15 protein-coding genes and 1 pseudogene are annotated in these 15,183 nt (G+C 66.9%); 5 read left to right on the forward strand and 11 right to left on the reverse strand.

The annotated features are described in order from the left end of the window. Nucleotides 1-503: 503 nt before the first annotated feature. Both BCD48_RS01265 and BCD48_RS01270 read left to right on the forward strand, forming a co-directional pair. Complete coding sequence (locus tag BCD48_RS01265; RefSeq protein WP_071046354.1) at nucleotides 504-1,691, forward strand: amidohydrolase family protein; 1,188 nt, start codon at nucleotides 504-506, stop codon at nucleotides 1,689-1,691. Further along, the gene (locus tag BCD48_RS01270) at nucleotides 1,588-2,514 is read left to right on the forward strand and encodes an alpha/beta fold hydrolase (protein WP_274536479.1); all 927 of its coding nucleotides are present in this window, start codon (nucleotides 1,588-1,590) and stop codon (nucleotides 2,512-2,514) included. Before BCD48_RS01265 ends, BCD48_RS01270 begins: the two co-directional genes overlap by 104 nt. Nucleotides 2,515-2,774: 260 nt before the next feature. Here BCD48_RS01270 and BCD48_RS01275 read toward each other — a convergent pair whose 3' ends face one another. The 6 genes and pseudogenes from BCD48_RS01275 to BCD48_RS45200 form a co-directional block, all read right to left on the reverse strand. Beyond that, nucleotides 2,775-3,848, reverse strand: coding sequence for a uroporphyrinogen decarboxylase/cobalamine-independent methonine synthase family protein (locus BCD48_RS01275; RefSeq protein WP_071046356.1), 1,074 nt, complete (start codon nucleotides 3,846-3,848; stop codon nucleotides 2,775-2,777). After that, the gene (locus BCD48_RS01280) at nucleotides 3,841-4,158 is read right to left on the reverse strand and encodes a GlcG/HbpS family heme-binding protein (protein ID WP_241841428.1); all 318 of its coding nucleotides are present in this window, start codon (nucleotides 4,156-4,158) and stop codon (nucleotides 3,841-3,843) included. The genes BCD48_RS01275 and BCD48_RS01280 overlap by 8 nt, the downstream gene beginning before the upstream one ends. After that, complete coding sequence (locus BCD48_RS53030; RefSeq protein WP_241841429.1) at nucleotides 4,155-4,295, reverse strand: hypothetical protein; 141 nt, start codon at nucleotides 4,293-4,295, stop codon at nucleotides 4,155-4,157. The genes BCD48_RS01280 and BCD48_RS53030 overlap by 4 nt, the downstream gene beginning before the upstream one ends. Beyond that, entirely contained in the window at nucleotides 4,292-5,095 is an 804-nt protein-coding gene (locus BCD48_RS01285; protein WP_071046357.1) for an alpha/beta fold hydrolase, read from the reverse strand. Before BCD48_RS01285 ends, BCD48_RS53030 begins: the two co-directional genes overlap by 4 nt. A gap of 3 nt (nucleotides 5,096-5,098) precedes the next feature. Further along, nucleotides 5,099-5,527, reverse strand: a complete 429-nt coding sequence (locus BCD48_RS01290) for a VOC family protein (protein ID WP_071046358.1) — start codon at nucleotides 5,525-5,527, stop codon at nucleotides 5,099-5,101. Then, a pseudogene (locus tag BCD48_RS45200) lies at nucleotides 5,524-5,697 on the reverse strand (fumarylacetoacetate hydrolase family protein); the annotation flags it as partial. The gene BCD48_RS01290 and the pseudogene BCD48_RS45200, both read right to left, overlap by 4 nt. Nucleotides 5,698-6,008: 311 nt before the next feature. Here BCD48_RS45200 and BCD48_RS53035 point away from each other — a divergent pair. Then, nucleotides 6,009-6,170, forward strand: coding sequence for a putative quinol monooxygenase (locus BCD48_RS53035; protein ID WP_241841430.1), 162 nt, complete (start codon nucleotides 6,009-6,011; stop codon nucleotides 6,168-6,170). Nucleotides 6,171-6,407: 237 nt separating this feature from the next. After that, nucleotides 6,408-7,787 (forward strand): aminomethyltransferase family protein, encoded by a 1,380-nt coding sequence (locus tag BCD48_RS01300; protein WP_071046389.1) that lies wholly within the window; start codon nucleotides 6,408-6,410, stop codon nucleotides 7,785-7,787. A gap of 202 nt (nucleotides 7,788-7,989) precedes the next feature. Here the strand turns inward: BCD48_RS01300 and folP are convergent, their stop codons facing one another. The 4 genes from folP to BCD48_RS01320 all read right to left on the reverse strand — a co-directional run bounded on the left by folP (nucleotide 7,990) and on the right by BCD48_RS01320 (nucleotide 12,361). Next, a complete protein-coding gene (gene folP, locus BCD48_RS01305) occupies nucleotides 7,990-8,802 on the reverse strand; it encodes a dihydropteroate synthase (RefSeq protein WP_071046359.1) in 813 nt (270 codons plus the stop codon). Between the two features lie 122 nt (nucleotides 8,803-8,924). Beyond that, nucleotides 8,925-9,806 carry a bifunctional methylenetetrahydrofolate dehydrogenase/methenyltetrahydrofolate cyclohydrolase FolD gene (gene folD / locus BCD48_RS01310; RefSeq protein WP_071046360.1) on the reverse strand — a complete coding sequence of 294 codons (882 nt, stop codon included), beginning with the start codon at nucleotides 9,804-9,806 and terminating at the stop codon, nucleotides 8,925-8,927. Nucleotides 9,807-9,870: 64 nt separating this feature from the next. Then, nucleotides 9,871-10,776, reverse strand: coding sequence for a formyltetrahydrofolate deformylase (gene purU, locus BCD48_RS01315; RefSeq protein WP_071046361.1), 906 nt, complete (start codon nucleotides 10,774-10,776; stop codon nucleotides 9,871-9,873). Between the two features lie 298 nt (nucleotides 10,777-11,074). Then, nucleotides 11,075-12,361, reverse strand: coding sequence for an aminomethyl transferase family protein (locus tag BCD48_RS01320; RefSeq protein ID WP_241841431.1), 1,287 nt, complete (start codon nucleotides 12,359-12,361; stop codon nucleotides 11,075-11,077). Between the two features lie 288 nt (nucleotides 12,362-12,649). Between BCD48_RS01320 and BCD48_RS01325 the strand changes: the two genes are divergently transcribed. Beyond that, on the forward strand, nucleotides 12,650-13,579 hold the full coding sequence (locus BCD48_RS01325) for a LacI family DNA-binding transcriptional regulator (RefSeq protein WP_071046390.1): 930 nt from the start codon (nucleotides 12,650-12,652) through the stop codon (nucleotides 13,577-13,579). A gap of 88 nt (nucleotides 13,580-13,667) precedes the next feature. Here BCD48_RS01325 and BCD48_RS01330 read toward each other — a convergent pair whose 3' ends face one another. Next, complete coding sequence (locus BCD48_RS01330; RefSeq protein ID WP_071046363.1) at nucleotides 13,668-15,029, reverse strand: glycine cleavage protein T; 1,362 nt, start codon at nucleotides 15,027-15,029, stop codon at nucleotides 13,668-13,670. Nucleotides 15,030-15,183: the final 154 nt, after the last annotated feature.

Here is a 15,183-nt window from a genome sequence, read left to right on the forward strand (position 1 = left end):
GTGGGTCGGGGGTGGGTCTCCATCTGCCGGCACCTCGCCGGCCGGGGGCACCAAACCGCCGTGGTCGACGTCGATGGCTCGACCGCATGGCGGACTGCGCAGGAACCACGGTGAGCGCGTCGAAGTGACCCCGGGTCTGCGGCATCCACATCGAGGTGAACCCGCCTGCTCGGCCGCCGGGGCATCGGCAATAAACCCGACGCCCCGTTCCTGGTACAGCCGGTCCTTGTCTGAGCCGGTCGCGAGGCCAATTCGCATCCATTGCCCCCACAGATCACGGGAGCGATCGAAAATCGCGAACGGAATACCTGTCGCAGGCCCCGCCGGTGTGCTGCCCGAGCCCGGGACCCGGCGTCCCACGTACCCATTGGACACCACCGACGCGCCGTCCCGGACTTTGGCCGCTATGGGCAAGGACTTGACCGAATGCGAAAAGACGGCCACGGTTCGGCCGTCGATGATGAGCCGGGAAGGGCACCGTCGTTGAAACTGGGAGGTCAAGGATGACGGCAGCACCGGAGCTGATTATCGATTCGGACAGCCATATCACGGAGCCGCCGGACGTGTGGACCGCTCGGGTTCCGGCGAAGTACCGGCAGGACGTGCCGCACGTGGTGCGGCAGGGCACGGCGGACACGTGGGTGCTCAACGGCGAGCGGTTGGCGCCGGTGGGGGCGACGGCTCCGGCTGGCTGGCCGACGTTCCCGCCCGAGTACCCGCAGACCTACGAGGACTGCCATCCCGGGGCGTACCAGGCCGACGCCCGGCTGCGGTACATGGACGGCGCGGGTATCTGGGCGCAGGTGCTCTACCCGAACGTCGGTGGCTTCGGCAGCGAGAACTTCCTGAAGCTGAAGGACGACGTGCTGAAGCTGCTGTGCGTGACGGCGTACAACGACTTCCTCCTCGAGTGGTCCTCGGCCGACCTGCGCCGGTTGCTGCCGGTGGTGGCCACGCCGTTCTGGGACATCGAGGCGACCGTGCGGGAGATCGAGCGGTGCGTCCCGCTCGGGGCACGGGGAATCCTGTTCACGGGTGAGCCGCAGCGCTACGGGCTACCGGTGCTCGGGTCGCCGCACTGGAACCCGCTGTGGGAGGTCGCCCGGGCGGCCGACCTGCCGATCCATTTCCACATCGGCAGCGCCGGGGACACGTTGGAGCTGTCGACCCCGGAGCGCTATGCCCAGCACGGGGTGGAAGGGGCTCAGGCGTACTGCGCGGTGAGCCTGTTCATGAAGAACGGCGTCCAGTGCTCGGACCTGATCACCTCGGGTGTGCTGTCCCGCTACCCGGAGCTGAAGTTCGTGTCGGTGGAGAGCGGCATCGGCTGGCTGCCGTTCATGCTCGAGGCCACCGACTACAGCTGGCTCGGGGCGTTCCGGCCTGGCCGGGAGCGCCAACCGGGCGACGTCCTGCCCTCGGAGCTGTTCCGCCAGAGCGTCTACGTCACCTACTGGTTCGAGTCGGTGGCGCCCAAGCACTTCCTCGACCTGCTGCCGGTCGACAACGTCCTGTTCGAGACCGACTTCCCGCACACCACCTGCCTGTTCGGGAACATCCAGGAGACCATCTCCTCCGGGCTCGGGCATGTCGAGGCCGGGGTACGGCGGAAGATCCTCTGGGAGAACGCCACACGGTTGTACCGGATCGAGGAGCCGTCTGCGGCGTGGCTGGCGACGGCGGGAACGTGACCGACGTGACCACTCGCACCATATTCGTCGTCGCCCCACCGCCACCGACGGCTCACCCGAACAGGAAGGACGACACGAACAGGAAGGACGACAGTTGCGCTTCGTACTTGTTCATGGGGGATTCCACGGTGCATGGTGCTGGGAGCGGCTCGTGCCAGAACTCGGGAAGCGAGGTCACGCCGCGCTAGCTGTCGATCTTCCCGGCCATGGCAAGCGAGTCGACGAGGATGCCACTCTCGCCGGTTACCGGGACGCGGTCGTTGAAGTGATCGAATCCGGTGACGTGCTGGTCGGCCACTCGATGGGTGGCTTTGTCACCAGCCTGGCAGCTGATGCGACGGTCGACCTGGTCCGCCATGTCGTGTACCTCGCCGCTGGGCTGCCCGTGGAAGGAAAGCCCATGCAGGCCTCGGGAGCTGGCAGCCTGTTGGGCGCCAGCGCCATTATCGAGCTCACCGAAGACGGTCGTTTACAGTTCCGCTCCGCCGAGGCAGCCATCGACTTCTTCTTTCACGACTGCTCGCCGCAGGTCGCCCAATGGGCCTACAGCATGCTGACACCGCAGCCACTGTCGGTCTTCGCGGAACCTATCTCTATCCCGCGTTTTTGGGAAGCCGAGCTACCGCGCAGCCTCATCCTCTGCCGGCTGGACCACGCAGGCGGGCCTGAAACCGCGGTCCGAGAGACGATTGCTAGGCTAGGTGTCGATCCCTTGTGGATTGACACCTCTCATTCCCCCTTTCTCAGCCAGCCCGCCCGCTGCGCTGAACTGAGCCTGGAAGCAACGAACCGGCCACCGATCGGTCCGCTCCGCCCCAGGTGAGCTAGCCGGGGACCCTCCCGGGTGATCTGGCAGGAAGCGAGGGCAGTCGGGGGTGCGGGCTCAAGTCGACTCCCAGCCTGAGTAGTCCGTAGCCAGCAACTTTGCCGGCGCCCTGGCCCGGTCACCGACGAATGGACCGAACATCATTTCGATCATCTCTCGCCGGTGTTCGCCCGCGAGCTCCACCCCACGCTGGCCCGAGCTCGCTCGCGATGCCCGGTCGTCGGAGCGCGGAAGACAGACCCGAGCGGGTCCCCCCGCTACAGCTCGTTGCCCCAGATGTACCGCGCGACGATCTCGACCCGCTGCAGCTTGGCGCGGGCCGCCGCGACCGTGGGCGGGTTCGCCAGCGCGTGGAAGCCACCGTTCGTCGAGATCGCGATGTCGTCGACGTCCATGACAGCGGCCGCTTCGTCGATCCGTCCGACGAGTTCCTCCACCGGCTCGAGCGCCTCCGCGCCGATGTCGACGATCCCCAGGGCCACCACCAGGCCGGCGGGCAGCTGCCCCAACGGGAACCGCTCGGCGGGCGCGGCGGGGTACTCAACGCACAGCCGACCGAACGGCTGGCGGTCGAGGAACGACGCGACCGTCGCCGGGTCGTGCGCGCCGTCGGCGGCGCCGGCGGTGGTGATGTCCAATCCGACGCGGAACTCCGGGGGGGCCTGCAGTCCGGCGAGTACCTGTGCGTCGGCCTCGAGCATCCGGCTCATCGCGGACGCGAGGTCGATGCCGAGGCTGGCCGCGCGCGCCCTTCCCGGCTCGGTGAGCAGGAAGGCGTAGGCGGGATTGCGCAGCTGGACGTAACGCACCCCGTCGCCGGCGAGCGCCGCGATCTCGTCGCGCAGGATGCGGGCGAACTCGCCCCCGGCGACCGCCACATCGCCGCTGGTCGCCGTCAACTCGGCGAGGTACCCGGGTGAGGGCAGGGCGAGCATGGCCGGACGGTCGGTTGCGGACAGGACGAAGTCGATCTCGTGCTTGGTGAGCCGGCCCCGTTCGACCGGGCGGTCAAGCAGGGCGCGCACCTCCGGCGCGTTCTGAACACCCACCAGCCGCGCGAGTGCTCCCCCGGGCCCGGCCACGCCGAATCCACCGATCCCGTCGTAGATCACCGACAGGTGGTTGCCGCGGCGGAGTTCGCCGTCGCTGAGCGCCGACAGACCCAGACGCCGCTGCATCCGCAGCACGTCGATGACGGCAGCGTCTTCGGCCGCGCGTAAGGCGTCAACGTCGGCGGCCCCGCCGGCCGTCGCCGCCCGGGCGGCGAGCAGCTCGGGCGGCGGCACGAGGCTCGCGTGATGGTCGATGTGGTATTTGAAGTCGTCAGCCATGGTTGCTCGTCTCCTTGACGGCGCCGGCCCAGGCGGGGGAGTCGGTGGAGAAACCGGCCGCCGCCACGATGGCCTCACAGATCTGCTGGTCTTCGTCCGGGCTGCCGCCGGAGATGCCGACGCCACCGAGGATGGTTCCGGCGCGCTTGAGGGTGAAGCCGCCCTTCGTGGCGACGATGGGGTGCTGGCCCATCCGTCCGACCTGCGTGAAGAGGTCCGGGTCGGACTGGCTCCAGTTCTCCGGCAGCGCGCTGGGCCGCTGCATGACGGCGGCCGAGTACGCCTTCGACAGGGCGATGCTCGGCGTCATCGGCCGGCTCCGTCCATACGCTCGGTCGGGACGATGAAGTCGTCGTAGTCGACGACCGCGATACTCAACGCCTTGCCGGGCGTGAAGGCGTGGGCGCCGTCGACGAGCGTTCTGGCGTCGCTGAACGCGAGAGTCATGCCGACGCTCCCGCGGCCGCCAACTCGTCGCAATACACCCGGGTCAAAAAGCGGTCCAGCGCGGCGTTGAACAAAATGGGGGCCTCCCAGTACATGGAGTGCGGCGCCTTCGCGACGAGGTCCAGGGTCGAGCCCGTCACCAGGGCCGCGGCGGCGCGGACGGTGTCCGGGCGCAGGACGGCGTCGTTCTCGCCGGCGAGGAAACAGATGGGGATACGAGAACCGACCACGTCGTCCACCGTCGGGCCGTCGGTGTTGAGGTTGCGCAGGTCCGCCATCTTCGCGGTGTTGAACGTGCCCATCTGCTGGAACAGAAACGTCTTGGCCTTCTCGTCGGCGCGGAAGCGTGGCGTGAGCAGCCGGTCGAGCACCGGGATCTTCTCCGCCGTGGACCGGTCCGCGCGCACCCGCGCCGCCAGGTCGGGATGGTCGATGCCGCCCAGGGAATGGGCCAGAATGACCCCAGCCGCCCGCCCCGGCCGCCGCAGGGCGGCCTTCAGCGCGGCCGCGGCCCCGATCGACTGGCCGACCAGCACCGCGCGGTCGATCTCGGCCGCCGTGAGGACAGCGAGGATGTCGTCGGGAAAGATCCGGCTGTCGAAGGTGTCCATTGTCGAGTCGGAGCGGCCGAACCCGCGCAGGTCAAGCGTCAGGACGGTGAAGCGGTCCCGCAGGTGCGGCACCTGCTGCCACCAGGCGGCGTGGTGGCCGCCTGAGCCGTGCACGAACAGGACGGCGGGGCCGGTGCCGTGCGTCTCGTAATAAATCCGCGCGCCGTCCGCCGAGGTTGCGTAGGACATCGGTCACGCCCCTCGGCCGGCCGGGACGGCGGCGCTCCGGCCGGCGCCGGCCGGAGCGCCCGCGCTGGACCGGTTGCCGTGGTAGACGAGCTCGATCATGGTGTGGTCGGGGTCGTGGATATAGCAGAACTTGGAGTTGTTCTCGGGCCGCTCGATGGTTCGGGTGTGCCGGACGCCGAGCTCGTTCAGGTGCGTGAGGAAGCCGTCCCAGTCCTCGACCTCGACAGCGAAGTGATAGGGCGACATGCGGTCCATTTCTTCGATCGGCGTGAAATGCAGGTCGAAGTTGCCCCGCGTCATCAGCAGGACCTTGGTGTTGCTTTTTGGGGTGACCGCCTTCAGGCCGAAGACCTTCGAATACCACTCCCTCGTGCGGTCCGGGTTGGTAGTCGGGAAATTGACGTGATGGATGTAGGCGGGGCGGTTGCTCATCGTTGCTCCTCGGCCGGTTGCTCCTCGGCCGCCGGGGGCGGCTCTTCCTGTTCCACTGGGTTGCTCAGCGTTCCGATGCCGGTGACCGTCACGCTCAGGGTCGTGCCGGGCTTCATGTCGACGACCGCGTCCGTACCCATCCACAGCACGTCGCCCGGGCGCAAGGTGATGTAACTAGGGCGGGTACCGCCGCGACGTTGTACACGCACAGCTGTGTCGGCGTCCGCAACTCCCCGACGACCAGTCGTGGCACCGCCTTTGGTGGCATCGGCTACCGACCGTCCTCTCGAATCCTCGACCTGCCGGGCGGACCGGCCCGACCGGAGACCAGTCCGATCGTAGGAGGCCAACGGAGTTGGCGACCCGCGAAAAATCGCAAGCTAAGGTGTACGGGCTCGGTGTCATTTCCGCCCGTCGCGGGCAGGTCCGATGAGCAAGGATGGACCCGATTCAGCACCGTGGTTCCGGGCGGAGGACATCGATGACATTCGTCGTGGTCGCGCACTACCGAGCGGCTCCGGGCACCGAGAGGCGCGTCGCCGAATCGCTGCGCCAGATGGTCGAGCCCCGCCGCCAGGAGCCGGGCAATCGGGCCTACAACGTCTGCCGGCCGCCGGCCGACCCGACAGTGCTCGCGATCTAGGAGGAGTACCTCGACGAGGCCGCCTTCCGCGCACACGGCGTCCGACCACTTCGCCCGGTGGTTACGCGCGGGAAACCTGCCACACCTCCAGGAGCGCCACCGTCACGACCTGGTGCCATTGGACGAGTGACTCCCGAGTCACCGCTGGACGTGACCCGGACACTGATCGCGACCGGGGAAATCTCGCGCGCGCCCGTCCGCCGACCATCTCATGAACTGAGCATAGGAGCCATCGTCATGGAGTCCTCAGGCACGGACGCGATGAAGAGTTTTGATCGCACGCCATACGCACCGTACGACCCCGATGTTGACTTATACGTCTACAGCCGCATCAATCTCGGTATCGGTACCATCGTCCCCTTGGAGTACAGCGACTGGCGTGTCGAGGCGATGTCGTGGAAAGAGGCGTGTTATCTCCACACCGGTCTGAACCCGGCCTTTTCCTACCGGACCACGGGACCTGACGCGATCAAGCTGTGGTCCGACATCTGTGTCAATGGCATGGACCCGTTCCCCGTCGGATCGCTCAAGCACGGGATCATGTGCGGCGAGGACGGGCTGATCCTGGTTCATGGCGTCCTGATGAGACTCGACGAGGAAGACTTCGTCATGCATTACCGCGCGCCGTACGCCGAGTACATGCTCGAGAAGGGCGACTACGACGCGAAGGGCGAATACATTCGCGACGAGTTCATCTTCCAGATGGGCGGCCCGCGCTCGCTCGAGGTCCTCGAGAACGCGACCGGAGAGTGCCTGCATGACATCCGCTTCGGCCGTCATCGGCCGAGCCAGATCGATGGCCACGATGTCCGGATCCTCCGGATGGGAATGGCAGGCACCCTCGGCTACGAGGTCCACGGCAAGACCGAGCGGGTCATCGACGTCTACAACGCCATCATGACGGCCGGTGAACCCTACGGGATCAGGAAGCTCGGTCGCATCGGCTATGCGATGAATCACACCGAGAACGGATTCCCGCAGTCGTTCGTCGACTTCCCCGGCGCGCTGGCCACGGACAAGGGGTTCATGGAGTGGATGGACGGGAAGGGGCCGCGCCGGTCGCCGGCCCGGTTGCTGGGAAGCCTTGGCCCGGGCGTCGAGAAGCGCTACCGCACTCCCGTCGAGGTCGGCTGGGAAAAGATGATCAGGTTTAACCACGACTTCGTCGGCCGCAAGGCCCTGGAGCGGGAGGTAGCCAGCCCGCGCCGCACGATGGTCACGCTGATCTGGAACCCGGAAGACATCTTGGACATCTATCGCTCTCAGTACGAGCCGGGTGAGCACTACCTGCCGATGGACGACCCCATCAGCCTCACCCAGAAGGGGGGGCGCTCCGCTCACTACGCGGATCAGACGCTGGCCGACGGCAAGCTCGTCGGCATCAGCACGGGGCGGATGTACAGCTACTACTACCGAGAGATGATGTCCCTCTGCTCGATCGACGTCGAGCACAGCAAGCTGGGGGCGGAGGTTACCGTCCTCTGGGGAGACCCTGGTGCTCGGCAGAAGGAGATTCGCGCGACCGTCTCGCGGTTCCCGTACATGAACGAGAATCGCAATGAGACTGTCGACGTGAGCGAGATTCCCTGCCAGATCAGCAAGAACGAGGGAAAGTGAGTCTGCCGGAGCTCTACGTAGGCGGTGTCGCCCCACCAGGCAAAACGCGATCAGGCACGGCTCCTGGCTGGCCGGCGCGTTTGTGATTTGACCGATTGGTCCTTGGGTGGCCCTGACGGGGCCGGCGGCGTGTCGCTGTCGCCGACCGGTCGTGGAATGCGCCCCTCCTGGGCCTGCGCTCTCGTTATCCCCCACGCGACCGTCAGCCCGTGACCCGACCCCGCGACGTATCCCAGGCCGCGGCGACGCGCACGGCATCCAAGCTCGCCGGAACGTCGTGTACTCGGACGCAGTAGGCTCCGGCGGCGGCGGCGAGCGCCGAGATGGCGGCGCTCGCCGCGTCCCGGGCGGCCGGTGGCGTGGCTCCCGCGTCGCCGTCACCGAGCACAGCGCCGATGAACGATTTTCTGGACGCGCCGACGAGTACCGGGAAGCCGAGGCCCCGCAGTTCGTCGAGATGTGCCATGAGCGTCCAGTTGTGCGCGGCTTGTTTGGCGAAGCCGAGCCCGGGGTCGAGCAGGATCTGGCCCTGGTCGACCCCACCGGCGGTCAGCTCGTCGACGCGACGCCGCATCTCCGCCGCCACCTCCGCGACGACGTCTTCATAGACGGCGTGGTAATTCATCTCCCTGCTCGGAGCCCGCCAGTGCATCGCGACGTACGGCACGCCGGCCGCGGCGACGGTCGGGGCCATCATGGGGTCGGCCAATCCACCGCTGACGTCATTGACCATGCGCGCGCCGGCGTCCAGGGCGGCCTGGGCGACGGCGGCATGCATCGTGTCGATGCTCACGAGCACACCGGCGCACGCAAGTTCGCGGACTACCGGCAGCACCCGCGCCAGCTCCTCGCCCGTGGGTACCGGCAGCGCTCCCGGCCTGGTGGATTCACCGCCCACGTCGACGATGTCGGCGCCGTCCGCGGCCAGAGCCAGACCGTGGTCTATCGCGCCAGCGATGTCGAAGTAGGCACCGCCGTCGGAGAACGAGTCCGGCGTCACGTTAAGGATACCCATGACCAGACAGCGATCCCGCCTCGGCAGTCCGGCGAGCCATGGACGAGGATTCGGGCAGGTAAGAGGCGCCGATTCCGCCGGTTGTGCGGTGCCGTCGTGTTGCCGGGAACGGGCGGCGGCTCTCATGATGATGCGCGGGCGTGGCGCCGCTCGTGCGGAGCGGTCGCCCACCGGGCCGCTCGTAGCGTGTTGACCATGAGCATGGCGATCGTCATGGGCCCGACGCCGCCCGGTACCGGAGTGATCCGGCCGGCGATGCCGTCGAGTTCGGTGAACCGGACGTCGCCGGAGAGGCCGGATTGTGTCTTGTGGATGCCGACGTCGATGACTGTGGCCCCGGGCGTGACGTGCTCGGCGCCGATGAGCCCGGGCACCCCGGCGGCGGTGACGATGATGTCGGCCGTTCTGGTGATGGATGCGAGGTCCACCGTCTTCGAGTGAGCGGTTGTGACCGTCGCGTCACGCCGCAGGAGCAACTGCGCCATGGGCAGCCCGACCAGCTCGGATCGCCCGACCACTACCGCGTGGGAGCCCGGGATTGCCACCGACTCCGCGTCGAGCAGTTCGATCACGCCGCTGGGGGTGCATGGGCGCAGGCCGTCTTCGCCGCGGGCAAGCAGCCCGGCGTTCGCGGTGGTCAGCCCGTCGACGTCCTTACCGGCGGGAATCCGGTTGATGAGCGCTGAGCTGTCGAGCCCTTTCGGCAACGGAAGTTGCAGCAGGATGCCCGAGACTCCAGGATCGGCCGCCAGTTCGTCGATGACAGCGGCGACTTCGTCCTGCGTCGCCTGCCGTGGAAGGGACCTGTGCAGGTCGCGCATCCCCGCCTCCCGGATCGCGCGTCGCTTGTTCGCCACGTACACCGCGCTTGCGGGATCGTCACCGACAAGAATCGTCGCAAGGCCTGGAGCGCTTCCGGAGGCGCCGAAGACGGAGGCGACCTCCTCGGCCACCGTCGACCGGATCCGCTGCGCGATCTTTTTGCCGTCGATTATTGTCGTCATCGTTGTAAACTCCTTCCGTGCATGTCCTCAGTAGTTGGTGGCGACCGGCTCCCCGCCACCGTCGTCAGGCGAGGACGATGGTGTGGTTGCCGTTCCGGATCACGCGGTCCTCGCTGTGCCAGTGCACCGCGCGGGAGAGCACGGCTCGTTCCACGTCCGCGCCACGCCGCTGGAGATCAGCGACGGTATCGGCGTGGGTCACCCGGACGACGTCCTGCTCGATGATCGGCCCCTCGTCGAGATCTTCGGTCACGTAGTGGGCTGTCGCGCCGATAAGTTTGACGCCGCGCTCCTTCGCCTTGGCATAGGGTCCGGCACCGATGAAAGCCGGCAGGAACGAGTGGTGGATGTTGATGATCGGCACGTTGACCTTGGCGATGAAATCACCCGAGAGAATACGCATGTACCTCGCCAGCACGATGAAATCGACGTTGCCTTGCAGCAGTCGCAGGTGCTCGGCTTCGGCGGCGGACCTGTCCGGACCCATTGAAGGCACGTAAAAGAACGGGATCCCGAAGCCGCGGACCTCCTCGGCCACGTCCGGGTGGTTCGAGATCACCATGGCGACGGTGATGGGCAGTTGGCCCCGCCGCCGTCGCCACAGCAAGTCGAGCAGGCAGTGGTCAGATTTTGACGCGAAAATGGCGACGCGTTTCGGCACTGACATGTCGCGGAGTGTGAACTCCAGGTCGAATCCCTTCGCCAACTCCGTCTCGAGGCTGTTCCTGACCTCGGGCAGGACCGCCTTAAGGCTGTCGTGGCTGAAGACCGCCCGTTGGAAGAACGCGCCGCCCTGTGGATTGTCGGAGTACTGGTCGAGTGAGACGATATTTGCGCCGTGACACCTGAGCACGGCGCCGACAGCCGCGACGATGCCGGTCTGGTCTCGTCCCTGCACGATCAGCGAGGCGTAATTCTGCCCGAGCGCGAGCGACGTGCGGGGCGGCTCCACTTCCTGGGTGAGCGTCACTTCAGCTCTCCTTCCGGAAGTCGGCGACCCACTCCGACGTGGTTTTAAGGTCGCCGAACGGGTAAAAGTGCATCTTGAGGTCGCCGTGACGATGTGGGTCCTCTAACAGGAGGGCCGCGGCTGGGACCGCGCGGACGGAAGTCATCGTGCACCTCGATTGGCATCGTTTTCCGTGGTGCGCCGGCGAAGGCGCGCACCAACACGAGTTCTTCGTCATTGATGCCGCACGCGCGGTCGTGGTGGCGGACTACGGGCGGCTGGGGAAAACGTATCGCCAGCCTCGGCTGGCGACACGGTCTCAGGTGCTCCGCCGGTACTGCGTGCGCGCGTGCTCGTCGAAGGGCGTGGGCTGCACGGTGGCGCGAATGCGCGGGAAGCCGAGGTCGGCGTCGGGAGCCGTCCCCGGTCCCGGGTGCTCGCCCCACACGACGGTCACCTCCGTCCCCGGCCTGGCATATTCCTTGTTGATCAGTGCCAACGAAAGGATCGTTCCCACCGGGTCGATGGTGGCCGTTTGGTACGTTATGCCCGCGAAAACGGGGCCGGCCTCCACCCGGTGCCGAGCATAGGTGAGCTGGAATCCCGGGTCCACCCCGATGACCTTGTGTACGTCCTCGACGTCGAAGACGAGCGTGACCTTCGTACGCTTGACGTTCCCCTTCGCCTTCTCCAGCGCGGCCCGACCAATGAAATCGTGGTTGAACGAGATCGACTTGCCGTAGCCCAACTCGTAAGGCGAGCAGTAATAGTCCTCGATGTCCTCCGAGAAAAAGCTTCCACTGAGCGGCCGCTGTCCTTCGATGGAGTACAGGCTGAGGTACATCCGGTAGTCGAACAAGTCCGGGTCGGTGTAGATCGCCGGCACCGGCGACGGAATCCAGCCGCTTTCAACGCTCGTCGTGGCATAGGCAAGCGCGCCGACGTGGACGAGGCCCAGCGGCTCGCCGGCACCCATAAGTGCCTCCTTCACCGCCGCCGCGTCCCGCCATTCTCCGATGAACTCGTAGCCGGCCTGTCCCGACATGTTGTGGCGCAGGGCGCGGAGATTCCTCCCGTCCAGGGAGACGGGGATCGAGTGGAAGAACTTGGCTGGGGGCAGCGGCCCCCCGAACGCGCGCTCGACGAGATCACTCGCCAGCGGCCCCTGGATCTGGTAACGAAAGAGCTTCGGGTCGCCGTCCTTCCGAAAAGCGGTCGATGGATCGGTGAAGAACGATACATCGTACCCGCCCCTCTCCGCGTGGTACTTGACCCAGCTCTGCGCGGCCGGTATCCCGCTCAACGTGTACTTCTCGTCCGCCTCGCGCATCAGGATACCGTCCGTGACAATGTTACCGTCATTCGTCACGGGAATGAACTGCTTCGCCTGGCCGACCGCGAACGACTCGTAGTTGTTCGCGCTCACCGCCGCGAGCAGCCGAGTGGCGTCGGGACCCTCGACGAACGTGTCGAACATGTGATGGGAGAGGTCCGAGATCGATACGGCTACGTGCCACGCGGCCTGCTCCCGACGCCAGCCGGCGTACTCAGGCTCGATTACCTCCGGGGTCCATGGCGCGGCATTTGGCTTCCACAGCAGCTTCACCGCCGATCCCGCCCGGTCGAGGGCATCCTGAAGACTAGGTCCGGCCACGACACATTCCTCTCGCTGCTGAACACCTGGCGTGACAGAGGGCTTACTAAATCGTTCTAGTTGCGAATGTGCTAAATCGTTCTAGCGAAATAGACTAACAGACGACTCCCACCGTGGCGAGAGTGAGCCGCCAATCACGGGCGGCTACTATTGACGAAGGACCAGGCGCCGACCCGGCCGCCTACACTTGCGGGCGTGCCCGGTCCCGGGACCGCCGAGACGAATCCAATCCGGAGCGTGATGGTGAGTGGCACAGGACGGGTGACGCTGAGCGATGTGGCCGCGGCGAGTGGCGTCTCGCGTGCCACCGCGAGCTTCGTACTCAACGACGACCCGAACCAGACGATCTCGCCCGCCACGCAGGAGCGGGTACGACGAGCCGCGCGCGACCTCGGCTACGTCCCGCACGGGATCGCCCGGGCGCTGCGCGAGGGGACCTCCCGGATCGTCGTCCTCAACGTCGGCTCCGGTCTCGAGGGCAACTACTCCCGCAGCTACATCCGAGGCCTCGACGACGAACTCGCCGCGCACGACCATGTCCTGCTCGTCCGGCACGGGCACACCACGCCGCACTCGATCCAGCAGGTGCTCAGCGCGATCGTTCCCCGCGCCGTCCTGCGGCTCGCCGAGGCATACCTCGCCGGCCATGAGCTCGACGAAGGCGACTGGAAGGACGGCTTCGCCGCGAACGCCGCCATGCAGATCCGCTACCTCGCCGACCGCGGCCACACCCGCCTCGCCTTCGCATTGCCGGACAACGACTCCCCGCTGATCGAGATGCGCCTGTTCTTCGCCCGCGAAACCACCAGGACGCTGGGGCTTCTCCCGCCGAGGCCCTTCGTCGTACCCGGGCCACGCGCGGCCGGCGCCGAGGCCGTTCAGGCCTTTCTCGCCGCTCACAGCACCGTGACCGCGGTCGCCGCCTTTGACGACGACGTCGCTGTCCGCATCCTGACCGCCCTCCACGACCTCCGGCTCAGCGCGCCCGGCGACCTGGCCGTCATTGGATTCGACGACACCGAATACGGCAGCCTGGCCACCCCCGCGCTCACGACCGTCCACATCGACGCCGAAGCCCACGGACGCCTCGCCGCCCGCACCGCCCTCGGACTCGACGCCACCGGCTTGGCCCCCGCACCAGGACGGGTGATCGTGCGCGACTCAGCGTGAGAAGCACAGGTCAGCCCGCGCCCGGCCGCGGCATTCATTCGACTGACCCGAGCGACGCGGGCCAGCCGATGAACGTTGACCATGTCCGTCACAACTCGGTCACGTCGATCCGACGGTGGTCCGGCTTGAACGGAAGCGCGGCAACCGTCGCCCGGATCTCTCGCTGTGGGGTTCCCGGCCTACCCCAGACGACGACCACCTCCGTACCGGGCGCCGCCTGCTGGCGGTCGATGACACATAGCGAGATCGTTGAGCGCAGGTGCATGCTCAGCGCGCGACCGGTGGACACGCCGACCGGGCTCCCGGACGCAAGGACCTGGTCAAAACTGGGGCCGAGCCGGCGAGGGATGTCCATCTGCTCCGAAACGTCGCCACCGCCCAACATCGACGTAAAAACGTTGATCACGTCCGTGTCGTTCCACACCAGGCCGGTCAACACCCGTGCCGGGCCCCCGAACGCGGCATCCGCGACCAGCGCCTCCCGGCCGAGGAAGTCGTGACCTGACAACTTTCCCCGGGAACCCCAGCCGAGCTCGCCCGGCTTACGGAAATAGTCACTAAAACCGTTCGAGGGAACGAAGCTGCCACCGATCGCGCCGCGCCGGAACTGCCGTGGCGCCCCCGGCGTGACGACCGACGACGGCATGTAGTCCAAACCGTTCGTCGCGATGCCGGCTTCGATGTGCTGCACGGGCTGGGCGCGGAAGCCGAGCTGGCGGATATCGAACTCCGCGCCGTCCGCCACGATGGCCGCCCAGACCTCGTTCGCGTCGTTCGCGGACCCGTGCACCTCATATCCAAGCTCACCCGAGATTCCTGTACGCAGCACCCGCACCGGAATCCCATTGACTCGCGACCCGCGGCTCCGGTTGAATCCGATGTCACGCAGGCTGTCTCCGGTCACCTTCTCGAGCGCGAACAGCGACCGGGGCCCTTGCACCCCGAAGATGAACTGATCCGGGCTGATGTCCGAAACCTCAGCGTCCCAGCTGCCGAGGCTGAATTGCCACAGCAGCCAGTCACCGCTACCCGCGGTGTAAACAAACTCCTCGTGGCCGAGCCGGCACAGAACTCCTTCGGAGGCCACCCGGCCGTTCTCGTCGAGCTGAACGTGATGCTTGACCTGCCCGATCTCAAAGCGGGACAAGTCGTTCATGCCGATCCAGCTGAGAAACTCGATGGCCTGCCGCCCCCGGATATTCACCTTGCTGAGTGAAGTCCAGTCGCCGATGTAACAGGAGTCGATGTGGGCCTGGCTTTCTTCGACCCAGTTCGTGTACTCCAGCGGAAGCAATATCTGCGCGAAACGGCCGAAGGTGCCACGCAGGTTTGCGCCGTCCTGGGCCGCGGCCGCCGGGCTGAACAGAGCCGGCCGCTCAGTGATGGATGGCGCGCCATCGAGCTTGAGCAGTTCCTCGTACGTATGGCGCCGCTGCGCGACGATGTCCATCAGAACTCCGAGTCTAAGCCGTGGCGAACGTGCTGAGCGCCGCTTCGACCCAAGCGACGCTTCGTGGGCGCCACGACGCCGGAACGCCGCGACGCCGGGGCGGCGGCGAGACCGGCATCGCCGGTGTCAGCCGCCGGCCGCGACGCGGCGTCGC

Source organism: Pseudofrankia coriaricola (genome assembly GCF_001854805.1).
Lineage (GTDB): Bacteria > Actinomycetota > Actinomycetes > Frankiales > Frankiaceae > Pseudofrankia.